The sequence below is a fragment of the Polyangium jinanense genome, from assembly GCF_028435265.1.
Taxonomy (GTDB): domain Bacteria; phylum Myxococcota_A; class Polyangia; order Polyangiales; family Polyangiaceae; genus Polyangium; species Polyangium jinanense.
Genome location: NZ_JAGTJK010000034.1, coordinates 36,966 through 60,478, shown reverse-complemented (window position 1 = coordinate 60,478; position 23,513 = coordinate 36,966). Strand labels below are relative to the sequence as shown.

9 protein-coding genes are annotated in these 23,513 nt (G+C 66.5%); 3 read left to right on the top strand and 6 right to left on the bottom strand.

Features of this window, described 5'->3' with window-relative positions; genetic code table 11:
- The first annotated feature begins 136 nt into the window (after positions 1-136).
- Together KEG38_RS38315 and KEG38_RS38310 are read left to right on the top strand one after the other, a co-directional pair.
- Entirely contained in the window at positions 137-2,968 is a 2,832-nt protein-coding gene (locus KEG38_RS38315; RefSeq protein WP_372518219.1) for a YncE family protein, read from the top strand.
- A 324-nt stretch (positions 2,969-3,292) separates the two neighbouring features.
- The gene (locus KEG38_RS38310; RefSeq protein ID WP_272425389.1) at positions 3,293-8,452 is read left to right on the top strand and encodes an AAA family ATPase; all 5,160 of its coding nucleotides are present in this window, start codon (positions 3,293-3,295) and stop codon (positions 8,450-8,452) included.
- Between the two features lie 406 nt (positions 8,453-8,858).
- Here KEG38_RS38310 and KEG38_RS38305 read toward each other — a convergent pair whose 3' ends face one another.
- The 3 genes from KEG38_RS38305 to KEG38_RS38295 all read right to left on the bottom strand — a co-directional run bounded on the left by KEG38_RS38305 (position 8,859) and on the right by KEG38_RS38295 (position 15,807).
- Positions 8,859-11,315, bottom strand: coding sequence for an alpha-amylase family glycosyl hydrolase (locus KEG38_RS38305; RefSeq protein ID WP_272425388.1), 2,457 nt, complete (start codon positions 11,313-11,315; stop codon positions 8,859-8,861).
- A 282-nt stretch (positions 11,316-11,597) separates the two neighbouring features.
- Positions 11,598-13,073 (bottom strand): sigma 54-interacting transcriptional regulator, encoded by a 1,476-nt coding sequence (locus KEG38_RS38300; RefSeq protein ID WP_272425387.1) that lies wholly within the window; start codon positions 13,071-13,073, stop codon positions 11,598-11,600.
- Between the two features lie 271 nt (positions 13,074-13,344).
- Positions 13,345-15,807, bottom strand: a complete 2,463-nt coding sequence (locus KEG38_RS38295) for a M4 family metallopeptidase (protein ID WP_272425386.1) — start codon at positions 15,805-15,807, stop codon at positions 13,345-13,347.
- Between the two features lie 620 nt (positions 15,808-16,427).
- Here KEG38_RS38295 and KEG38_RS38290 point away from each other — a divergent pair.
- Positions 16,428-18,623 (top strand): cytochrome c peroxidase, encoded by a 2,196-nt coding sequence (locus KEG38_RS38290; RefSeq protein WP_272425385.1) that lies wholly within the window; start codon positions 16,428-16,430, stop codon positions 18,621-18,623.
- Between the two features lie 39 nt (positions 18,624-18,662).
- On the opposite strand, the gene KEG38_RS38285 is transcribed toward KEG38_RS38290, so the two are convergent.
- From KEG38_RS38285 to KEG38_RS38275, 3 genes are all read right to left on the bottom strand, one after another.
- Entirely contained in the window at positions 18,663-19,133 is a 471-nt protein-coding gene (locus KEG38_RS38285; protein ID WP_272425384.1) for a nuclear transport factor 2 family protein, read from the bottom strand.
- A gap of 99 nt (positions 19,134-19,232) precedes the next feature.
- A complete protein-coding gene (locus tag KEG38_RS38280) occupies positions 19,233-19,997 on the bottom strand; it encodes a hypothetical protein (RefSeq protein WP_272425383.1) in 765 nt (254 codons plus the stop codon).
- A gap of 98 nt (positions 19,998-20,095) precedes the next feature.
- Positions 20,096-22,882 carry a winged helix-turn-helix domain-containing protein gene (locus KEG38_RS38275; RefSeq protein ID WP_272425382.1) on the bottom strand — a complete coding sequence of 929 codons (2,787 nt, stop codon included), beginning with the start codon at positions 22,880-22,882 and terminating at the stop codon, positions 20,096-20,098.
- Positions 22,883-23,513 lie beyond the last annotated feature (631 nt).

The following is a 23,513-nucleotide window of genomic DNA, read 5'->3' as shown; positions in this document are numbered from 1 at the left end:
AGGCCCCGACCGACCGGCGGGAGGAAGAGAGCGATGGTCAGTTCATGTTGACCCGTCGATAGCCTCCAGCCCGTCGGTCACGCAGAAATCCACTCGTCCGAATTTGGGCGATTGCTTCATCGCCGAAAGGGGAGGTATGTCTACCCATCTCCACGCGCGGGAGCTCCATGGCTCCGGGCTCGATCACGCCATCATCACGCCGGCGCGACGTCGCCGCAGCAAAGCCTGGCTTGCCTTCGCAGCGGCCCTTTCAGGCGCGATGTTGCAAGTGAGCTCTGCCAGCGCTGGCTCCTACACACTCTTTGAAAGCGGCCAAGTCCGGCCTCTCGCGCTCTCGCAAAACGGCCAGCGGCTGTATGCCGTGAACACCCCCGACAACCGGCTTGAGGTGTTCCATGTCACGTCCTCGGGGCTGCTGCATATCGGGTCTGTAACGGTGGGACTCGAGCCTGTCGCTGTCGCAGCTCGGAACAGCGACGAGGTGTGGGTGGTCAATCATCTTTCCGACAGCGTGAGCGTGGTGGACGTCTCGGCCCCCTTCGCGCCGCGCGTCGTCCGTACGCTGCTCGTCGGCGACGAGCCTCGCGACATTGTGTTCGGCGGCCCCAACCGCGGCCGGGCGTTCATTACCACGGCCCACCGCGGCCAGAACGCTCCATTTGATCCTCAGCTCACAACGCCCGGCATCGGGCGCGCCGATGTTTGGGTATTTGACGCGACGCACCTGGAATCGAGCTCGCTTGGGGGTGTCCCCCTCAACATCATCAGCCTATTTACGGACACGCCACGGGCGCTCGCGGTGAGCCCGGACGGGCAACGTGTCTACGCGGCCGGCTTCCACACGGGCAATCGCACCACGAGCATTCATAGGAATCTCGTACTCAAATACAATAACTTCGTGATGCCGCCGCCGCACACCAATGCTGCCGGCGAACCCCAGCCTCCGACCGCGCTGATCGTGAAATACGACGGCCATCACTGGGTGGACGAGAGCGGGAAATCCTGGGATGCAGCCGTCAAGCTTTCCCTCCCCGACAAGGACGTCTTCGTCATCGACGCCATGGCGAACCCTCCCGCGCAGCTCGCAGGTGCCTCGGGCTATTATACAGGCGTGGGTACGGTCCTCTACGACATGATCGTCAACCCCGCGAACGGGAAGGTGTACGTCACGAACACCGATGCGAACAACCTCCAGCGGTTCGAGGGTCCGGGGACATTCACCGGCTCGACGGTCCGGGGTCACCTGCACGAAGCCCGTATCTCCGTGCTGTCGAATGGCACGGTCGCGCCGCGCCACCTCAACAAACACATCAATTACGACTCGTGCTGCGCGCCGTTGCCCAACACCGTCAATGACAAGAGCCTGGCGACGCCTGTAGGGATGGCCATCACGAGCAATGGTTCGAAGCTCTACGTCGCGGCGCTCGGCTCCAGCAAGATCGGCGTGTTCGATACGGCTGCGCTCGAGAACGATACATTCACCCCGAATGCTGCGAACCACATCGTCCTCGACGACGGCGACGAGCCTGTCGGTCCGACGGGCCTCGTCCTCAACGAGTCCCAACAGCGACTCTACGTGCTCACGCGGTTCGACAATTCGATCACGATCGTCAACACGACGACGAAAGCCGTCATCGGCCGCGTCCCGCTCTACAATCCCGAGCCTCCGAGCGTCGTCGCGGGCCGACAACATCTGTACGACGCCCGATTCAGCTCCGCCAACGGGGAGGCGTCCTGCGCGAGTTGCCACGTCTTCGGCGACCTGGATAGCCTTGCCTGGAATCTCGGCAACCCAGATAGCATGGACGCCGACCTGCCGGGACCGATCGCCAGTCCGTTCCCGAAGTTCATCACGACGTTCGATGGTTTCTCCGCGCTCAAGGGGCCGATGACGACGCAGAGCCTCCGCGGAACGGCGAACCATGGCCCGATGCATTGGCGAGGAGATCGCACCGGGGGCAACGCCGAGCCGAGCGCTCAGCCGGACGATGGGACGTTCGATGAACATGAGGCGTTCAGGCAATTCCAGGCCGCGTATGTCGATTTGCTCGGTCGCAGCGAGCCGATTCCCGAGGACGACATGGAGGCCTTCGCGGATTTCGCGCTCCAGATCATGTACCCCCCGAACCCGATTCGGAATCTCGACAACTCGCTCACGCCGGACCAGCAAGCGGGGCGCGATCATTTCTTCCTGGTGGAGGGGGCGCTTTCCGGCACCTGCGAGACGTGCCACAGGCTCGACCCGACCGCAAACGCCGAGTTCGGCGAGGCCATTCCGGGATTCTTTGGCACCGGGGGCGGGTACGTCGTCAACGAGCAGCCGCAAAGCCTGAAAGTTCCGCATCTCCGCAATCTGTACCAGAAGGTCGGTATGTTCGGCATGGACCAGGTGCCGAATATTTTCGCCAAGGACAACGACCCCATGGGTGACCAGGTGCGCGGATTCGGCTTCACGAACGACGGGTCCGAAGACACGATCTTCCGCTTCATGAACTCACGCGGGTTCGATAATCAGACATCGTTTCCCAACAGCCCTCCCGTTTCCCCCAATGGCTTCGACGAGAGCCCTCCGGGGGCAGGCGACCCGGTGCGCAGGCAGGTCGAGCAATTTCTCTTGGCCTTCGACAGCAATCTAGCGCCGATCGTCGGGCAGCAGGTCACCGTCACGAACCAGAACAGCACCGCCGCGCGCGTACGCCTCGACCTCCTCGTATCACGCGCCGAGGTCGGCGAATGTGATCTCGTCGGAAAGACCCGCTTCGGGCTGCAGGAGATCGGCTTCCTGTACGTGGGCGCGAATGAGTTCACCTCGAGTTACCAGTCGATCGGAGCGATTTCAAAGACCGCGCTGCTCCACCTGGCGCAATTCTTCCAGCGCGAGCTGACATTTACGTGCGTGCCCCCCGGAACCGGTGAGCGAATTGGTATCGACCGGGACGAGGACGGTATCCGGGACGGCGACGAATGACACTGCGCGCCGCCGCCCGATGCGCATCCGATGGCGAGGCGGTCGAGTTAACGGTCGTCGATCTACGCTAAAAACATCAAGCTCAGGACCATCCCCTGTCCCGCGGGCCGACCGGCAACGGGTCCACGTCGAGCATCGACTCGCCCCTCTCTCGTAAAATCTTGTAACTCCAGGCGAAAACGAAGACAGCTGGCGCTCAGGCTCGGCTCTTCCGACGCACATCCACATTCATTTGGCGCTTACAGTGTCACGAGAACCCTTGCAACGGCGGCCCCAACTCGGGTAGGGTCTTCCCTTAAAGCCAAGCTCCTCGGAGGAGGCAACATGGTCGCGCAGTCTGCATTTCCCGCCTCGGCATCCGATGCATTCGACGGCTACGCATTCGTGGTGCCCGTCTATGAAGGCGCCGAAACGTTCGTGTACCGGGCGCGGAAACAGGATGGCGGGGCGCAGGTCATCCTGAAGCAGACGAAGAACGACTATCCGAGCGCGCGAGAGAACGCCAGGCTGCGGCGCGAATTCATGATCCTGCGCGAGCTTGGGCTCGACAACACGCCCCAAGCGCTCGCGCTGGAGGAGCACGGGCGCGGCCTGCGCCTCGTGATGGTGGACATCGGCCACCCCACGCTGCGCGAGATCCTCGAGGGCGGGAAGCTCGACATCGACACCGTCCTCGTCCTCGCCATATCGATATGCAACGCGCTCGCGGCGATCCACGAGAGGCGCGTCATCCACAAGGACATCACACCGAGAAACATCCTGGTGGACAGGTCCTCCTCCAGGGTTTTTCTCATCGATTTCGGCATATCGGCGCGCATCTCTCGCGAGCTCAACGCGCCGACGAATGCGCGTTCGCTGGAGGGCACGCCTCTCTATGTTTCGCCCGAACAAACGGGGCGCATGAACCGCGCCGTCGACGCGCGGTCGGATCTTTATTCGCTCGGCGTGATTCTGTATGAGATGCTCGTCGGTCATGTGCCTTTCCCGGACCGCGAGGTCGAGGACGTCCTTCAGGCCCACCTGACACGAAGCCCGGTGCCGCCGCGCGAGATGTCTCCGTCCGTGCCCGCGCCGCTCTCGGAAATCGTCATGAGGCTCCTCGCGAAGACACCCGAGGAGAGATACCAGAGTGACGCGGGCCTCGCGTTCGACCTCGCCGAATGCCTTCGGCAGTGGAGGGAGCGCGGCGCCATCGAGTCATTCCCTCTGTATACGAAGGACAGGGCGCCCGAACTGCGGCGCGCGCAGCGCCTGTACGGCCGAGAGCGTGATATCGAAGCGCTGCTCGAGGCGTTCGAGCACGCCCGCCAGCGCGGCCCGGAGCTGGTCCTCGTCTCGGGCTATTCCGGCATCGGCAAGTCGGCACTGGTCCGCGAGATTCACAAGACCATCACGCGGCACGGTGGTTTTTTCATCTCGGGCAAATTCGATCAGCTCTCCCGCGACGTGCCGCTCGCGCCGGTCGTATCGGCGTTCCGGGAGTTGATGCGCGAAATCCTGACGGAGTCCCCCGCGGCGCTCGCACGATGGAAAGAAAACCTGCTCGTTGCGCTCAAAGGCAATGGCGCGCTGCTCACCGAGCTCGTGCCGGAGCTCGCGCTCGTCGTCGGCGATCTGCCCAAAGTGCCGGATCTGCCGCCGGATCAAGCCAAGAACCGCTTCGAGCTGACGCTCCTCGACTTTTTGCACGTCTTCGCGAGCGCGGCGCACCCCGTCGTCCTCTTCCTCGATGACCTTCAATGGCTCGACCCGGCCTCGCGGCGGCTTTTGCATATTCTCCTGACGGACGCGTTCAGCCGGCACTTGTTGATCATCGGCGCCTACAGGGACAACGAAGTCGAGCCCGGCCATCCGCTCCTCTCGCTCGTCGCGGAGCTCGGCAAGTTCGGCTTCCGCGCCACGGATATCCAGCTCGGGCCGCTCGATCGTGAGACGTTGCATCACCTCGTCGCCGACACGCTCACGAGCCGGCCCGAGGAAGTCGAGAGCTTGGCCGAGCTGGTTTACGAAAAGACGCACGGGAACCCGTTCTTCGCGCATCAATTCCTGGTCACGCTGAACGAACGGAACCTCCTCCGCTTCGACCCGTCCACGGGCGCGTGGTCATGGGAGGTCGACACCATCCGCGCGGCGAACGTGACCGACAACGTCGTCGATCTGCTCATCGAGAGCATGCAGGAGCTCCCGGCAGCGACGCAAGAGGTGCTCTTGCTCGCGGCGTGTATTGGCCATTCGTTCGAATATGGATTGCTGGCCATCGTCGCGAACAAACCGCCGAATGATATCCTCGCCGCGATCTGGGACGCGATGAAGGCCGGGCTCATCGTCTCTCTGGACGGTGACTACAGGTATCTCGAGGTCGGGCTCGGAGGCTCGGAGGCGAGCGACTCGGCGGCGCGCTTCGACGTCCGCTATCGATTCGTCCACGATCGCGTCCATCAGGCTGCATACCTTCTCCTCCCGCCCGAACAGCGAGAAACGATCCATCTCGGCATCGGGCGCCTCCTCCAGCAGCACATCAAAGGAGCATCCATGGACGAGCATCTGCTCAAGCTCGTCCACCACCTCAACATCGGCGCTGCTTGCATGGATGATCATGCCGAGCGGGTCGACCTCGCGAGGCTCAACCTGCGAGCTGCCCAAAAAGCCAAGGCTTCCACGGCCTACCACGCGTCCACCGAGTATGCACGCGCCGGCATCGACCTGCTCCGCGACGAGGATTGGCACGAGCATTATGATTTGTGCCTCGAATTGCACATGCTCGCAGGTCAATGCGCATATCTGGGCGGCGATGCCGAACGCGCCGAGGCCGTCTTCGCGGAGCTTTCGCGCCGGGTGAAGACCGATATCGAGCGGGCCGCGATCCAGAGGGAGCGCGTCTTCAGCAGGATGTCCCACGGGCAATTCGTGGAAGGCATCAAGATCGGCCTCGATACGCTGGGGCTGCTCGGGCACCCGCTGCTCATGGAGGAGATCAAGTCGCCGCAGGTGATGATGGCGGAGCTCGCCCAGGTGACGACCAACCTGCGCGGACGCCGCATCGAGGACGTGGTCGACGCGCCGGCGGTGAAAGACCCGGTCATCGGCGCGGTCCTCTCGATCCTCGACTCCATCGGCGACGGCTCGCACCACCTCGGCGCGGTCGCGTTCTCCATCATCAATCTCAGGGCGGTCAACATCGCCCTCGTGCACGGTCATACCGAGCTCGTCGCGCTGCCGTACAGCTGCGTCGGCTACATGCTCGCGGCAATCCGTGGGCGCGTGGACGAGGGGATGGATTTCTGCAAACTGGCGGAAGCGATCAACGCGAAGTTTCCAAGCGCCTTGCAGACCGCGAGGCTCGGCTTCGCCGCGAGCAGCTGCGCGCATATGCGATATCCGATGCGCCAAGTGGGAGAGCGGTTCGCCGTCACGCGGCAACGCTGCCTGGAGACCGGCGAGCTTCACATGCTCGGCGTCGCCTGCTTCCTCGGGACGATGGCAAACCTCTTCGCCGGAGATCAGATCGACGATCTCATGGACCTCGCCGAGAAAAACCTGGCGATCGTCCGGCGCAGCAACATCCAGCGCAACAACGCCGCCATGACCGCCGTTCGGCAGGCCGTCGCATGCCTCGCAGGCAAGACGCGGGACGCGACGTCGTTCAGCGACGACAACTTCGACGAGGACAAGTTCGTCCGTGACCTGCAGAGCCAGCAGCCCAGCAGCACGAATGTCCACTATGGCGTATTGAAGTCATTCGTCCTCCTCGTGCACGGAAAACACGCGGAGGCCTGGGAGGCATCGGAGATCGCCGAGCGTGCCTTGATGTTCGGCGGAGGGACGATCCAACCGAAGATCCATTCCTTCTTCCGAGCGCTCCTGCTCCTCGCCCTACCGCCGGCTGAGGAGCCCAACGAGGCGGCGAGGCGCAAGGAGCTCTTCACGAGATACAGGGCGGAGATCGCAGACCTCGCGGCGTGGTCCCCGAAGAGCTTCGCGCATTTGAAGGCGCTCGTCGACGCCGAAGAAGCACGAACGCAAGGTGATATCACCGGCGCCATGCAGCGCTACGAAGGCGCAATCGCGCTTTGCCAGGAAAACAAGGCCCCCCACTTCGAGGCGATGGCCAACGAGCTCTTCGCCAAGTTTTTCGTGAGCATCGGCATCACCACGGGCGCCGGCGCCTACATGCGAAATGCATACCGGGCATACCTGCATTGGGGCGCCCCCCTCAAGGCCGCCTCGCTCGAGTCGGAGTCCTCACACGTGTGGCCCTCGTTCCGCGACGTTACGCGTACCAGGTCGAGCACGGGGACGACGAGCCAATCCGGGCTCACGGAGCTCGGCAGGACCCTCCTCAGCAAGACGGGCGCCGGCAGTCTCCGCGACGCCGCACTCGTCGTCCGTGCCGCGCAGGAAATCGCAAGCGAGACCGATCTCGCGAAGGTCATCGATCGCCTCGCCAACCTCGTCCTCAGCAACGCGGGCGCCGATCGTGGGGCTTTGATCCTCGCGCGAGACGGGCAGTTTGCGATTGTCGCGAGGCTCGGGGAGCAGAGCAGGACCATCGACGCCGGCGAGGGGGAGCCGCTGGACGGCGCCGCCGAATGCGCCAGGAGCGTCATCCTTTATGTGTCAAGAACACAGGAGGTCGTGCTCCTCGACGACAGGGAGAGCGCCGCGCGCTTCTCGGACGATCCGTACATCGTCCGCGAAAACCCACGGTCGATCTTGTGCCTGCCGCTCCTGCACCAAGGCCGGCTGAGCGGCGTACTCTACCTGGAAAACCGCGCCATCGCCGGCGTCTTCAACGAAGCGCGCGTCGAGCTCCTCACCCTGCTCTCGTCGCAGGCCGCCATCGCCATTGAAATCGCCAGGCTCCTCGAGAGCTCGCGCGCGGCCAATGAAGAGGTCAAGCGCGCCAACGAGCGGCTCGAGCTCGAGGTCGCGCGCAGGACAGAGGAGCTGCGGTATCTCAATCGTGATCTCACGGATGCCAACGGCCGCCTCGAAGCCGAGCTCTCCCAGCGCCGCATGGTCGAGGAGCAGCGCGAGGCGCTCCAGGCGCAAATCATCACGGCACAGCGCGCCAGGCTCGCGGAGCTGTCGACGCCGCTCCTGCCCATTACCCGCGAGATCGTCGTCATGCCCCTCATCGGCACCATGGATAGCGAGCGCGCCGCCCAGGTCCTCGCTGTCGCGCTCGAAGGCGCCCAGCGCCAAGGCGCGCGCGTGGTCATTCTCGATGTCACGGGAATGAAGGATGTCGATACCCATACAGCGCGAATGCTCATCGACGTCGCAGGCGCGCTGCGGCTCCTCGGCGCAGAGACGCTCATCACGGGCATCGCTCCGCGGATCGCACAGACGCTCATTTCGCTCGACGTCGATCTGCGGTCTTTCGTGACGATGAGCACCCTCCAGGGCGGAATGGAATACGCTCTCCGGCGCGTCCGCGGCGCGACGGCAGCTGCCCCTGCGCCGAGGCTCCGGGGGCGGTGACCACGCCTCGACGGCCTGAGCATTGGTCTCATCTGGGAGCCGCTTCGCTGGGGCGTTGCCCCAGGCCCCACCGGGGCTATCCGCCCCTGGACCCGGACCAGCGCAAGCGCTGGACCCGGGGTCGATGAACTGCGCTCCGCGCAGTTCATCGAACAGGCCGAGGAACGCCCCCTGCCAACCAAGACAGCCGCGCTGCCATTTCTATTGGCAATGCTGTCCCTGGTCTTGCCACCGGCCCGTGGAAGAACTGCGCACCGCGCAGTTCTTCCAACCCGAATCCAGGGCTTGCCCTGGTTCGGGTCGAGGGGCGAACAGCCCCCGCGGGGTCCGGGGCAGCGCCCCGGCGCGGCGTCCCCAAGAAGAAACCAATGGTCAGCGCAACGGCACCCGCGTCACCGCCCTCCCTTCATTTCGCCACGAGCACCAGCACGCTCCGGGCGCACATCCCGTATTTCGTGGATTCGCCGCCTATGAGCGTTTCCGCGCCCGGGTTTGCGACCTGGTTATCGCCCTCGGCCCAGTTGCAGGTGTCCGTCACGCGGTGCCACGCCTTCCCGTTGCCCGGCCACGGCAGCGTGAAGTCGACGCTGCCCGACCAGCCGTTGTAGGCGATGTAAATTGCGCTCGCCGGGTCGCCGAACTCGGTGCCGTCGATGCGCCACGCGAGGGCGTGGTTGCTCCCGCTGTTGAAGTAGGCGCTGTCGGGCACGGTCCCGTCCGACTTGAACCAGCGGAGCTGCTCCATGACGTTCCCGTTGCCGTCCGTGCCGCTGTAGTATTGATCGGGGCGCAGCGCGGGGTGGGCCTTGCGGAATGCGATGAGACGCCGGGTGAACGTGCGGAGGTTTTCCTTGTCCGTCGACGTCGTCCAGTCGATCCAGTTCTTGTCCGAGTCCAGGTTGTAGACATTGTTGTTGCAATACTGCGTGCGCAAGAGCTCGTCCCCGCCGGTGAACATCGGCGTGCCGGCGCTCAGCATGAGGAACGCGAAACCGTTCCGGGCTGCCCTGCGCTGGTCCGCGGCGGCGCCGCCCTGGTCCCAGCTGTGGTTGTCGTCCTCGCCCCCGTCCGAGGGCCCGTACGGCCAGGGTTGCGAATTGCTCTTTTGGTTGCACGCGTAAACATCTCGCAACGTGAAGCCGTCGTGGGCGACCATGAAGTTGATGGAGTTCCACGGCTTGCGCCCGTCGTCGCCGAAGAGATCCGACGAGCCGACGAAGCGGCTGGCGAGTTGGCCCGGGGTGACCGTCGCGACGCCGAGCTGGTTCTGATCCTTGCGCAGCGTGTCGCGGAAAATGCCGTTCCATTCGGACCAACCCGAAGGATAGTTGCCGACCTGGTACGAATTGCCGCCGATGGCCCAGGGCTCGGCGATGAGGTCCACGCCGGCGCCGCCGCCCGCGGGGCGGGGCTCGAGATCCTTCCAGATGCGATTGAGCGCGGTGTTCGCGTCGAACTTGTCGTAGTTGAAGCAGCCGTGCTGGCAGGTATTGCCCAGGACCGAGGCGAGATCGAAGCGGAAGCCGTCGACGCCGAGGGTGTCCTTCCAGTGCGCGAGCGAATGGACGATGAGGTCCTGGGCGATCGGGTTGTATGTATTGAAATTGCCGCCGACCCCGGTGTTGTCCCAGCTGTGTTGCAGGTCCGCGCTCAGGCTGTAGTAGGTGGGATTGTCGAGGCCCCGGAAGGACATCACGTTGTAGGTGGTCTTGTCGTTCGCGCTCCAGGCGCCGCCTTCGCCGGTATGGTTGTAGACGACGTCGATGAAGACCTTGATGCCCTGGTCGTGGAACGCCTTCACCATCTCCTTGAACTCGCGCGTGGGGCCGCCGGCCGTCTGATCGGAGGCATAGCGGCGATCAGGCGCGAAGTAATTCAGCGTCATGTAGCCCCAGTAATTGTCCCCCGCGGTGCTGGTCGGGGCGACGTCGTTCGCGTCGTTGTCCGTCTCCTGCACGGGGAGGAATTCGACCGCCGTGACGCCGAGCTGCGCGAGGGCAGCCGCCTTCAGGCCCGCACCCTTGTACGTGCCGCGGTACGCGGCGGGAATGCTCGCGTCGCTCTTGGTCAAGCCGCGGACGTGGACCTCGTAAATGACGTCGTCCTTGAGGGACCGTGTGGGCTTCGCGCCATAGGAGGTCGCGTCCGGCGGCAAGACGATGCCCTTCGTGGCCTTCGTGCCGCTGTCGAGGTTGCGGTACGAGGCGCCTGAGGCGAATACGGTGCCGTCCGTGTTGCTCGGGTTGATCGGGTCGTGGCTGATCTCGAAGGCGTAGGGATCGAGGAGCAACTTGTTCGGATTGAAGCGATTGCCCTGCGCGTCCACGTCCGCGAGGAAACCGGAGCCCGAGCCCTTGGTCCAGCTGCTCGTGTACGGCCAGTTCGGCCCCCAGGCGCGATACCCGTAATAAACGGGGCCGGTGATGCCGTAGGTATTCTTGAGCGTGGAGACGGCGACGGTCTTCGACCAGACGTTCGTCGCGGCGTCCTTGGTGAGCACGTACTTGATCTTCTCCTGCGCGCCTTGCGACTGCGCGTAGAGGTAGACCTCGATACGCGTGGCCCGAGAGGAGTAGACGCGGAAGGTGATGTTGCTCTGCGTCGCGTCGTAACGCGCGCCCAGCGTGAAGGTCACCGCAAGCTGGGAGGGCGCGGGGCCGTCGGGGAGCGCGAGGAGCGGCGCGTCTTCGTCAAGCGTGTCGTCGGGCGCGGTCTCCGTGAGCGCATCCTCCAGCGTATCCTCCGGCGCATCCAGCGCGGGGCCGCAGCCGGCGAGGAGTGTAATCAAGACCGAAGCAGCAAAGCGGCGCCCGAATACGTGGCGCCGCCCGCCCTGCGAAGTTTCGTCGTTTCCGGTGAGCATGGATAGGACCTCTTTCGCGCGGCCCGAGAAGGGGCCCGCACCGCCAGAGGTCCCGGCGTAAAGTCGCTCCCCGCACGAGTCAAGAAACCTTGGATGCGACCCTTGGACGTTTTTTTATGATGATATGGCTAAAATCTCCCATGACGGTCGAAGGGGGAGCCGGCCCCCGGAGCCGGCGCGCGTTTCCCCCTCGGCGTCCGCCTCCGCTCCGCTCCGATGGATGTAGCGTCCACCCTGCGATGAACGACCACACTCTCGTCTCGGAGTGTTTCCGGATGCGATTCAGGGATGCGGCTTCGAGGGCGCGTCGCGCTCGCCCGGAGCCGCGTCGCGTCTGCGGATTCCCAAAGCCTTCAGCTTGTGGACCAAGGTTCGGAGCGGCATGCGCAACCTGCGCGCGGCCTCCGTTTGATTGCCGCCCGCTTGCCGGAGCGCCTCCTGGATCAGCTCGCTCTCGTAGCGCTGCACGCGCTCGCGCAGGTCCGCCTGATCGTCGAGGGGAGCGGCGGCGCGGCGCGCAGGGCTCGGGGAGGCAGGCCGAGCGCCGTCACGTACGCGCTCCGGCAGGTCGCCCAGGGTGATCGTATTGCCCTCGGCGACGATCACCGCGCGCTCGATCGCATTGCGGAGCTCGCGAACGTTGCCCGGGAACGAATAACGATGCAGCGCCGAGAGCACCGCGGGGTCGATGCCCCGGATCTCCCTCTCGTGCTCCCGCGCAGCCTGCCTCGTGAAACGCAGCGCGAGCGGCTCGATCTCCTCGGGGCGCTCGCGCAGCGGTGGCAGGGTCAAGACCATGGTGTTGAGGCGGTAGAGCAGATCGAGGCGGAACGTCCCCTCGTCGCACATGACCTCGAGATCGCGGTGGGTCGCGGCAATGAGGCGAATGTCGACCGTCGTCTCCCTGCTCGAGCCGACCCGGGTCACGCGCTTGGTCTCGAGGACACGCAGGAGCGCGGCCTGCGCCGAGGCGGGTAGCTCCCCGAGCTCGTCGAGAAAAACCGTGCCGCCGTGCGCTGCCTCGAATACGCCTTTCTGCTGCTGCACCGCGCCCGTGAATGAACCCCGCTCGTGCCCGAAGAGGGTGCTCTCGACGAGCTCGCGCGGCAGGGCGCCGCAATTGACGGAGACCATCGGCCCCGAGCGTCGATCGCTGCGGTCGTGGAGGGCGCGGGCGAGGATCTCCTTGCCGGTGCCGGTCTCACCCCGCAGCAAAACCGAAATCGAAGAGCGCCGCAGCTTGTCGATGGCTTCGAAGAGGCGGCGCATCGCGGGGCTCGCGATGATGGGCCCGTCGTCCTCCCCACCGTCTGCGGCGCGCGAATGCGGCGAGGCTCGACCTCTCTCGCGGCGCGCGACGGCATCGTCGGGCGCGAGCGCGTACACGGAGACCACGACACGACCGAGGAGCAGCTGATCGCCGGGGCCGACCTCGCCGCGCGTGACGCACTCGCCCCGGATGCGAACCCCATTCGTCGAATCCAGGTCCTCGACGCGCACGACACCACCCTGCAGCGTCAAACGCGCGTGTCGTCGTGACAGGCTCGCGTCCGGGATCCGGACATGCGACGGCTCGAGGCGCCCGACGATAATGGGGCGCCCGGGGCTCAACGGGACGAATTGCGTTCGCCCGTCGTGATGGACGACCAGCGCGACACCGGCTCCCTTTCGATCCACCTGCTCCACGGCCTCGACGGCGCCTTCGGGTAGGCGCACGGTGATGGCGGCGGCGACCGGATCGATGCTCGGGATATTCATGGCTCCTCGGGACGAGCGAGACGCCCCGGGGACCGGGCGGTCATCCAGAGCATTGCGTGTCGCCATATCACCGGCGGCATCCGGCGCAAGGAAAACCAGCTCGCCCGCGGCCCTCGGTCGTGGCGTGCCGTACGGCGCGCCCACGGTGCCCATGGTTTCGTTTTATTCGAGGATTGCCCGCGGAGGTCGAGATGCGGGAGGGGGAAACGCAGCCGGTCGAGGACGACGAGGGCAGCAGGGGGCCCGACGGGGCCCCCGCCATTTGGAGGGTTCAGGGCACGTTCGCGGCGCCGGGCGTCACGGTGGAGGTGGCGGCCCAGTCGGCGGCGGCGTCATCGGTGTCCGCGCCGCTCGGGATGCGGCAAAGCGAGCGCTCGGTCCGGCCGCTGTCCGCGGTGGTGAAGGGGTTGCCCTCGACGAGACTCACCTGGCCGACATTCGGGATATTCGCGGCCGTGATCCGGCCCTCGTACGAGAGCGCGTCGAGCATGGCGCCGTCCTTGATGAGCGCCACGCCGTCCGGCCCACCGTTCTGGATCTGGTTTTCGGAGCCCTGGAAGTTGATCTTCAGCGCGCCCTCCGGGACCAAAACCGATGGGCTACCCACCACCAGGAATTGCCCCGCCCCGAGCGTTCCGGCCTGGCCGAGGTCGACGGTCGCGTAGACCTCACCGTATTGCCCTTCCACGAAGACCAGCGAATGGCCAGCGAGGTTCACGGGCGACGCGCTACCATTCCAGATCTCCACGAACTCCGCCTGGTCCGCCCCCGCGTTGTCGTAATCGATCTCGTTGATGACGAGGGCGGCGCCGTCGCCGTACGTGCCGGTCAACGTCACGCCCGAGTAAGCGCTGAAGCCGCGGACCATCACCCAGTACGTGCCGGGCTTGATGTCGGTGATGGTGCAAGTCTCGTTGCTATCCCCGCCGAACGGCCGGCACTCCCACTTCGAGCCCCGCGGCGGCTCGCCGAAGAGAACGTAAAGGTCGGCGTCGCCTTCTCCGCCCTCGATGGTGAACGTGAGGCTCGTCGCCCCCTCGGGCACCTCCAGCGTGAAATACTGCTTGCCGTTCGGGTCGCCGCTGAGGTTCGCGACGGGCACCCCATTCTCGAGCGCAGTTGCATTCGGTAGCGGTATCGGGACGCCCACGCCCACGGCCTCCCAGGCGTTCGAGACCGATTCGAGCTCCGCGTCCGGGAGCCCGAGGATCCGCGCCGCCTGCTCCGTCGCAGCCTTGGCCTGGTCGAACGTGGTGGTCGACGTCATGATCGCCATGTTGGCCAGGTAGAAGACGCGCGCCGCCTTCTCGACGCCGATGCCCCGCACCTCGACCGAGGTCTTGCCTCGCGGATGCGTGCCGCCCTGGGCGAGGAGATAAAAGGCGAGGTTCGCGATGCCCGAGCTGAAATGGACGTCGATGCCATCCTCGTAATCCGGGAAGTAATCGAGCGATATCCCGTCGAGCGCCGGATCGGCCAAGTAACGGAGCGCATCGCCCTCGGTCGCGGGCGTCCACACGTCCTCGCCAATCTTCCAGGTATTCTCATCGGCGACGCGGCCCGCCCGGAACCACTCGCACACGCTCCCGAAGATGTCGCTCATGGCCTCGTTCAGCCCCCCCGACTCGCCGACGTATTCCAGGTTCGACGTGCTCTGGGTGACGGCGTGGGTGAGCTCGTGGGCGGTGATGTCCATCGATTCGGCGAGGTTCGAGGCCGTCACGCCGTCGCCGTCGCCGTACACCATCTGGGTGCCGGTCCAGAAGGCGTTGACGAAGTTTTCGCCGAAGTGGACGGAGCTCACCAGCGTGGCCCCCAAGCCGTCCAGGGAGTCGCGGCCGAAGAGGGTCGCATAACAATCGTACGTGACGCCGATGTGCTCGTAGTTGGTATTGACGGTGCTATCCTCGACCGGTTCTTCCCCCTCGCTGCGAGCGAGCGCTCCGGGCAGCTCCATGCCGTGCGCGAGATCGTGGATCTCCCGGTTCTTCGCCGAGTGGATATGCGGGATGCGGCGGACCACCTTGCCGCTCTCGGCGTCCACGAGCACAGTGTCGCGAATGGGCGTGCCGTCTGCGCGCATACCCGTCACCTCGACCTGATAGACCAGCGAGAGGGCTTCGGGCGTCCGCACATAAGCAAGCTTCGCCTCGCCGGCGGCCAAGGCCTCGGGGAGCGACGGTACGGCGCCGTTGGCCACGGAGATCGCCGTGCTCGCGTCGATCCGCGGCTCGCGCGGCGCCGGCAGGTCGTCGCGGGCCTGGCCGTTGGCCGACGTGAGAATGCCCTTTTTCACGTGGACGACCAGCTCGCCACCGATGACGGGCAGGCCATGCTTCATCTGCTGGAAACGCAGATGCTGGTTGCCGAACGAATCGTGGTGGACCGTCTTCTGGACGAGATCCGCGGAGTTTGCGCGGAACGCAGGGGCCATGACAGCGAGGGCCGAGCGCACGTCGATTTTTCCGTCGTCCTCCCGGACCTCGGCAGCCCCGAGGTTGCCCTGGAGAGACGTCGGCACGCCGGCTTTGTCCACGTCGACGACGCGGACCGAGGGGAGCGCGTCGAGGTGCTTCTGGATATCGAGACCGGATCGCCCGACGAGACCGGATTGCCCGTCGAGACCGGATTGCCCTTCGAGCTCCGCGCCCGTGTCCCCCGGGCCCTGGCATGCAGCTGCGAGAACCGTGGCAGAAGCAAAACCAAGTACACCCACAATCCCAATCTTCTTCATCTGGAGTTCCTAGGATACAACGCTGCTCTTCGCCGCGCGCTCCGGTGATCCGACCGTCGGATCCACGTTCGCTCTGCGGCGTGGCGTCGGACTGAGCATTGAGCAGGGGTCGTGCCAGCGGCGGGGATACGGTCTGGCAGGGCGAACGAAAGGTCCTCCAGGGCGCGCCTTTTTATCCGCGCGGGGGCTTTTTCGCGGGAGCACCGGCTTCGTCGTCCCCTACCCCGGCGCATGAGCATCGGCAGCAATGCCATGGGGGTTCGAGCAACCCGTTGCTCGAACAGGGCTCCCATCCGAGCAACGGGTTGCTCGGGTGACCATGGACCTATCGTGTGGGGGCCGTGATGTGCGAAAGACGGGTATCTGGAGGAAGATTGAGACGCACCATTGGCTGGGCTACATCCATCGTCGGGCGACGAGCTTGCCCGGCAGGGTGCGCCCCCGAGCCATGACGTCCTCGGCGCGAAGCGAGCGAACTCGACGAAGGACCGAGCGTGCGACGAAGCGCCCGTCGCGGCGCCTTGCCGGTCACAGGCGCCCCACCCAGGTTTGGGGGAGGCCGTGCTATACCCACCCCAGCCGGGGCGCCTCGTTCGCGTCGTCCGACGGACCCAAAGATCATGGACATCCCGCATGTCGACGTCCCGCGACCGGGTGACATCGTGGCCGGCAAGTACCGGATCGAGGGTACGCTCGGGCAGGGCGGAATGGGCGTCGTGCTCGCTGCCGAGCACCTGGCGCTCAGGCAGCCGGTCGCGCTGAAGTTATTGCTCCCCCGCCACGGGGGCACTGTCGAGGCTGAGGAGCGCTTTCTGCGCGAAGCCCGAGCGACCGCGTCGCTGCAGAACCAGCACGTGGTGCGTATCCTCGACGCCGGCCTGCTACAGACGGGCGTGCCGTATCTGGCGATGGAGCGGCTGCGGGGGCTCGACCTCCAGGAGGTGCTCCACCTGCGCGGGCCCTTCTCGAGCATCGCGGCCGTCGACCGCTTGCTGGAGGCGTGCGAGGGGATCGCCGAAGCGCACGCGCGCGGAATCATCCACCGCGATTTGAAGCCGGCCAATCTGTTCCTGGCCACGGGAGCCGACGGGGTGGAAATCGTCAAGGTGCTCGATTTTGGTTTGTCGAAGTGGCTCACGCCCGAAGGCCCGACAGAGAGCAGCTTGACCGACTCGAATGCGATCGTCGGATCGGTCCCGTACCTCGCGCCCGAGCTCTTGCGAGGCCTGAAGTGGGCTGACACGCGCGCCGACATCTGGGCCCTCGGCGTGATCCTTTATGAGTTCCTCACGGGGCAACGCCCCTTCGAGGCCTGCACCACACCACAATGCCTGCTCAAGATCCTCGAGCATCCGCCGGTCCCCATGGATGCCTGGGGGGTCGTCGTGCCGGCGGGCATCGATCGCGTGGTCCTGCACTGCCTGGAGAAAGACCCCGGAGACCGCCCGCAGACGGTCGCCGAGCTCGCCCAGGCGCTCGAGCCATTCGGCTCCTCCGCGGCGCGCGCGTCCCTCGATCGCATCCGCCGCTATCAGGCGAACGAGGGTCCCAGCCGCCCCCAGAGCAGTCTCGTCGCCGAGCCACCTCCTTCGGAGCGCGTGGCGTCCCTCCACCGGGAGGAGACCCCGAAGCCCTGGGTGTCGTCGGACGCGCCTCCGCGCCCGCGTCCAGGAAGCGGCCGGTTCGGCCCCACGACGACCCCCCTACACGAATTGAACGCCCAGACACCCAGCCGTGCGCTCGCCCCGCCGGAGCGTCCGAGAAGCTTCTCCTGGGGCCTGGCCCTCGCCCTCGGAATGGCCGTGGCCGCTGGGCTCGCATTTGGGCTCTCGCGCATGACGCGGCGCATGGACGTCGTGTCGGCCGAGATCATACCGGAGCGGCTGACGAGCTTCGCGCCTCTGCCGGTCGAGTCGACGATACCGCCCGATCCGACGTCCGCGGCGCAGATTCGGCTGGGTCGGGTCCTTTTTCACGATCCGCGCCTGTCCAAGAACCAGGATATCTCGTGCGCCTCGTGCCACCCCCTCGAGGCCTGGGGCGTCGACCGCAGAAAGCTATCGCGAGGGAGCGACAATCGAGAGCCCCCCCGGAACACGCTGAGCGTCTACAACGTCGACGGCTATTTCGCCCTGCTCTGGGACGGTCGGCAGGACAACCTCGTGGATCAGGCCAAGGAGGTGCTGCGATCCCCGCGGGCCATGGCGGCCACGCCCGAGCGCGTCGAGGCGACGCTCCGCTCCTCCAAAGGTTATACGCAGGCGTTCGCGCAGGCGTTCCCCGGTCCGACGCAGCCCGTGACGTTCGACAATGTCGCGCGCGCGCTCGCGGCGTTCCAGGCCACGCTGTACACGCGGAGCCGCTGGGATCGATTCCTCGAGGGAGACAAGGCCGCGCTGAGCGACGAGGAGAAGGCGGGCTTCAACCGGTTCGTCGAGATTGGCTGCATCACCTGCCATTTCGGACCCAACGTGGGCGCGACGATGTACCAGAAGGCTGGGCTCGTGAAGCCCTGGCCGGACACGAAGGATCGGGGCCGCTACGAAATCACGCGGCGAGACGTCGACTGGATGGTTTTCCGGGTACCCAGCCTGCGCAACGTCGCCCGGACGGGGCCGTACTTCCATGATGGCTCGGTCTCCTCCCTGGAGGAGGCCGTGAAGATGATGGGGAGACATCAGCTCGGGCAGGAGCTGTCCGACAGGGACGCGCGCTTGATCATGCGGTGGATGGAGAGCCTGACGGGTGAGATCCCCCGCGACGCCATCGAGCTCGACGAGGCGTCACGCGTGCTCTTGAAGGGAAACGTGCCGTGAGGTCGGCCGCCCCGTGGTCCGGTTTGAACGGTAAAACCCTCAGAGGCCGAGCTCGGTCAGCCCGGGCCAATCGGCGGGCCTCGGGCCATCCGATTCCCACAGGAATTTGCGCTCGCTCGCGGCGATGTGCACGTCATTGATGCTGGCCTCTCGGCGGCGCATCAGGCCGTCGTCGTCGAACTCCCATTGTTCGTTGCCATAGGAGCGGAACCACTGGCCGTCGGCGTCGTGCCATTCGTACTGGAAGCGCACCGCGATGCGGTTGCCGTCGAACGCCCAGAGTTCCTTGATCAGCTTGTAATCGAGCTCCTTGGCCCACTTGCGCGTCAAGAACTCGATGATCGCCGCGCGTCCCTGGAAAAACTCCGCGCGGTTTCGCCAGACGCTGTCCTCGGTGTAGGCGAGCGCCACACGCTGGGGATCGCGGGAGTTCCAGGCGTCCTCGGCCAGGCGGGCCTTGCGGATGGCGGTCTCGCGGGTGAACGGAGGAAGCGGGGGCCGGGGGGACATGGCAGGGCTCCTTGGTCGGTACCGAGATAGGTACAGCGTTCAGGGAGCGCGCGTCAACGGGCGACGCCCCCTCCCCGCGGCGCCGCCGCGCCCTTCGCTTCACCAGCTCGCCAGGAGGGAGCCGTCGTCGGAGGCGACCAGCGTCGTCGTCTCCGCCGGGTCGAGCCGCGCATAAATCACGTATTGCCGCTCCCAGTAACTTCCGTCCGGGTGCGGCGTCGTCTCGCTGATGTCGCTGCGGGCGATGAAGCGCTGGGCGTTCATGGCCGTGTTCGTGAGCTTCGGCAGGATCCGATACTGCGCCGTCTGGCCGTTCGCCGCGCAATGATAGTACAAGGAGACGGGCGCCGTCGTCTTGCCGGACGCCGTCTTGAACATCCCGTTGAAGGGCATCCAGCATTGCCCGCTGTACCCGGCCGGGGTGACGTAGGCCGTTCCGTGAACGACCGGGTTATTGGCATTGGTCCCGGTCCCGTATTTGAGCTGCGTCCAGCCGTTCACGTACATGCCGATGCTGAAATCGTATTCGCTGCCCAGCGCATCGGTCTGCTCGTACACCGGAACCGTGGCGCCCTGCCAAACTCCGCAGCCGCCGGCGCCGCACGCTCGCTCCCGCATGCCCAGCATGAAGTTGCCGAACGTGGCAGGCTTCGAGGCGAACTTGGTGCGAATCTGCGTCGCAGTGAGCGCGCCGACCTTGATGTCGCTCTCGAACAGCTCCTCGGTCCCCGTGGTGAGGGCCGACGCGCTCGTCGAAATCGCCTCGTCGAGTGCGTCTTCCATCTCGCCCTCCGCGGCCGGCGAGGCCACGCAAGCGATGGGAGCCAGGCAAAAGAGCATACACAGACCAATCCAGCGAGACATGTTGCCTCCGTTATCGTCTTCGGCGCTGCAAGGGAGCGCGCCCGCGTTGACGGAGAGCACTATGCGCCTGGGACGGGCGCGCCTCTGGTTACGAGCGGTTACATCGCGCTCGCGCCGAGGCGGCCGAGGCGCACGGGCACGCCGAGTCGGTAGCCGTCTCCGTCGCGGAGGAGCAGCGCCGGCTCTTTCGGCTTCTCTTCCAGCACCTGCCGCATCCGGTGGACGGCGACCTGCAGCCGCTTGTCGTCGCGATGCGGATGGTAACTCGGCAGGCCCCACGCGCCGAGCACCAGGTCCTCCTTCGTCGCGCGCCCGCCGCCGCGCACGAGCACCTCCAGGATGCGCACGTGCAAGTCCGCCGACGAGAGGTCCACCCGCTTGCCGGAAGGCAGCAAAAGGGCGCGCTGCTCGAGGTCGAGCACCACCACCACCGAATCCTCGCTTCGTGCCGCCGCATGGGCCGAGCGCGCCACGATTCTTCGGTCCAGGGCGTCCTGCGTGTCCTCGCGCCCGAGCAGCCCTCGCGCCCGCCGGCGCACGACGGGCGACGCCGGGTCTTCCGCCATCGAAAGGAGGACGGCCGGGTCCCTCCGGTCCGAGACGAGCCAGGTCGCGAGGCGCGCCTCCGCGGCGAGGCGCGCCGAGCCGAGTCGCTCCGCTGCCTGCGCAAGAGAACGCGCGATGAGCTCGACGAGCGTGCGCGCGCTCGTGCCCCGGGCCGCGCGGAGGAGGCGCACGTCGAGCAGGAGCGCGAGCAGGTTCGCCTCTTCGATGGCAAAGCCCTCGCGCCGGGCGAGATCCAGCGCGCCCTCGAGAATGCCATCGGCGTGATCGAGCTCATCCCGGGCGATCGCAGCCTCCGCCTCCGCGCGTCGCGCGACGAGCCCCACGTCGGTCGGCAGGTCCGGCGGCGTCGTAAAGGAGGCCGTCGCCGCGCCGCGACGCGCCGCGACGATCACCTGCCACGCTTCGAGCAGCACCCGCGCCGTTCCTTCCGGGACAGCCATGCCGGCCGGCAGATCCGCGAGCGTGACAGGCGGCGCGCACGTGACGTCGATGGCCGCCTTGGCGCAGAAGGACCAGACGACGAGCTCCGGCAACTTGAACTGCGGGGCGTCGAAGGCGAGCTCGCGCGCGAGCTCCTCCAGGCCTTCCCCGGGTCCCGCGAAGAGGCGCAACCGGAGCGTATTGTAACGGTGAACGAAGCGCAGGTAGACGGATTCGTCGACGAAGGGCTCGACACGATCGAGGAGCCGCCGCCCGAGGTCAAAGCGTCCGCGCTCGACCGCCAGCGCGAGGTGCGCGAAGAGCTCGGTCGGGCGGCAGTCGGCGGGCGGCTCGCCAGCGCCGAGCACGCGCTCGAGCTCGCGGAAGCGCGAAGACGCGAGGAGCGCCGAGGCGAGCGTGGCGCGCAGCCGGCGGCGCTCTTCGACCCGGAGGCCCTCGAGTTTTTCCGGCATGGACGCGAGCATGTCCGTCGCGCGAGCGAAATCCCCGCGCAACATGAGCGCCGTCGCGAGCCGCAGGTCGCGATCGATCCGCTGGGACGTGCTGCGCACCTCGAGCCGCTCGAGCAAAGCGACCGACGCGTCGACCTCCGCCGTGTGGCGGAGGATGTCGGCGAGGAGCAACGCCGCGTCCGTCTGGAGGTCGACAGGCCCGTGCTCCGCGAGCGCACGGGCCGTGTCGCGCGCCCGCGCCACGGCTCCTCCATGCACGAGCAACCTGCACCAGAGCAGGCGCACGCGGGGATCGGCGGGCTCGGGCAGAGCCGCGGCCCATGCGAGCGACGCCCCCCCGTGGATCCAATCGGCGCAGCCGAGCCGATGCCCGAGCAGGGCCGGGCTTTCGAGGCGACCGAGCAGTTCGAAAAGCCCTTCGGCATACCCGGCCGCGCAGAGCATGAACAGGCGCTCGTCGAGCAGCGACGCGCAGAGCGCCGCGTCGCCTTCCTCGATCGCGAGTCGCACGGCCTCGAACGCAGAGGCAGGGCCCTCGGTATGGAGGACCAGCGAAAGCGCGGTACGCCGCGCCTCGGCCGCGTCGAGAGGCTCGGCGTCCAAAAGGGAGCGCAGGCGATCGTCGAGACGAACCCCGCTCGCCGTGAGCCGGATCAGCCCGCGCTCGTCGAGCTCGCGCGCCACATGCGCGGGCAACGCGGCGGCAAAGCGGAGAACCCGCAACGCTTGCACGGCGCGTTTCGCCTCGTCGCCGAGATCGACGAGCAGCGACCCGCCCGGATCGGCGCCCTGCGAGAGGACCAGGCGGCGGGCGCGGAAGGGGGAGCCCATGGCCTCGCGCGCGAGCGCCGCCGCCTCGGGGGCACCGCGCAAGGGCGCGCAGCGACGCACGAGCCGCGCGAGATCTTCTTCGGGGAGCGGCTCGATGCGGAGCGCCTTGTCCGCGAGCTCCTCGTGGCGGGGGCGCGTGCGTGTCATCACGACGAAACGGCTCTTGCGCGCATAACGGCTGATCGACAGGAGCAGCCGCTCCGTGAGGTCGTGATCGACCGCGTGGAGGTCGTCGACGAGGACCACGGCGCCCGCTCGCTCGGCGAGCTCGATGTTCAGCATGATGAGATCGGCGCGCGAGCGCCCCTGCGCCAGCCATTCGACCGTCTCTCCGGCGAGCCCGGCGAGGCATCGCCCGAAGCTGATCAGGAAGGTCGTATCCTCGGGCGTGTCGAGCGCCGAGTGATAGGCGGCGCGTGGGATTCGAAGGTCCGCGACGACGCGCAAAGCGAGCCCGGTCTTGCCGAGGCCGAGCGGGCCCCAGAGGATGGAGAGGGGGCTTTGCGCGAGCCGCCCGCAGAGCCACGCGCGCTCGTCCGTTCGGCCTTCGAAGATCTCCGGTGGATTCGGCAGGTGGTACATGCGGTCGTACATGTGCGATGGGCGGTCTCTGGCCGCAATCTCGTAGCTCGGCAGGTAGCCCGCCCGCGAGCTCCAACAGGCCGGCGGCGTACAGCGGCAATGGCGACTGCGATCACCGCGAGGCCGACCGTGTTCCTATCGTCGTCGGTGCTCGCGAAATCGCACGCGCACGCCGAGCGCTTCTGGACGCGTGGCGGCTCGACGGGCTCCGCGCCGCCGGTCGCGGGCTGATTTGCCGGAGCGGGGCGGGGCTTCGGATTGGTGACGAGCAGCTCGCCGAGCGCAATGCGCCGGTCCTTTTGGTCCTGCGCGCTCGTCATCCGCGCCATCAATTCGACCTTGTACACGCCGGGATCGAGGGGCGGATCGAAGGCGAGCAGGACACCCAATGAGCCGTCCCCCACGTAGCCCCACCCGCCTCCCATGTCCATCGGCACCCGCCTCTCGCCGGCCGAGCTCTTCAGCGTGATCTCGCCGTGGTCGACCCGCCAAGGACTTCCGTCGTACGAGACCCAGCGGAGGTGGAGCGCCCGCCCGCGAAGCGAGCCGCTCATCACGGGGCTCGGGGCGCGCGTCGTATCGAGTTGTCCGACGATCCCGAGAGCAATCGCGCTCCTGACCATGGCATACCGAACGGCATCGT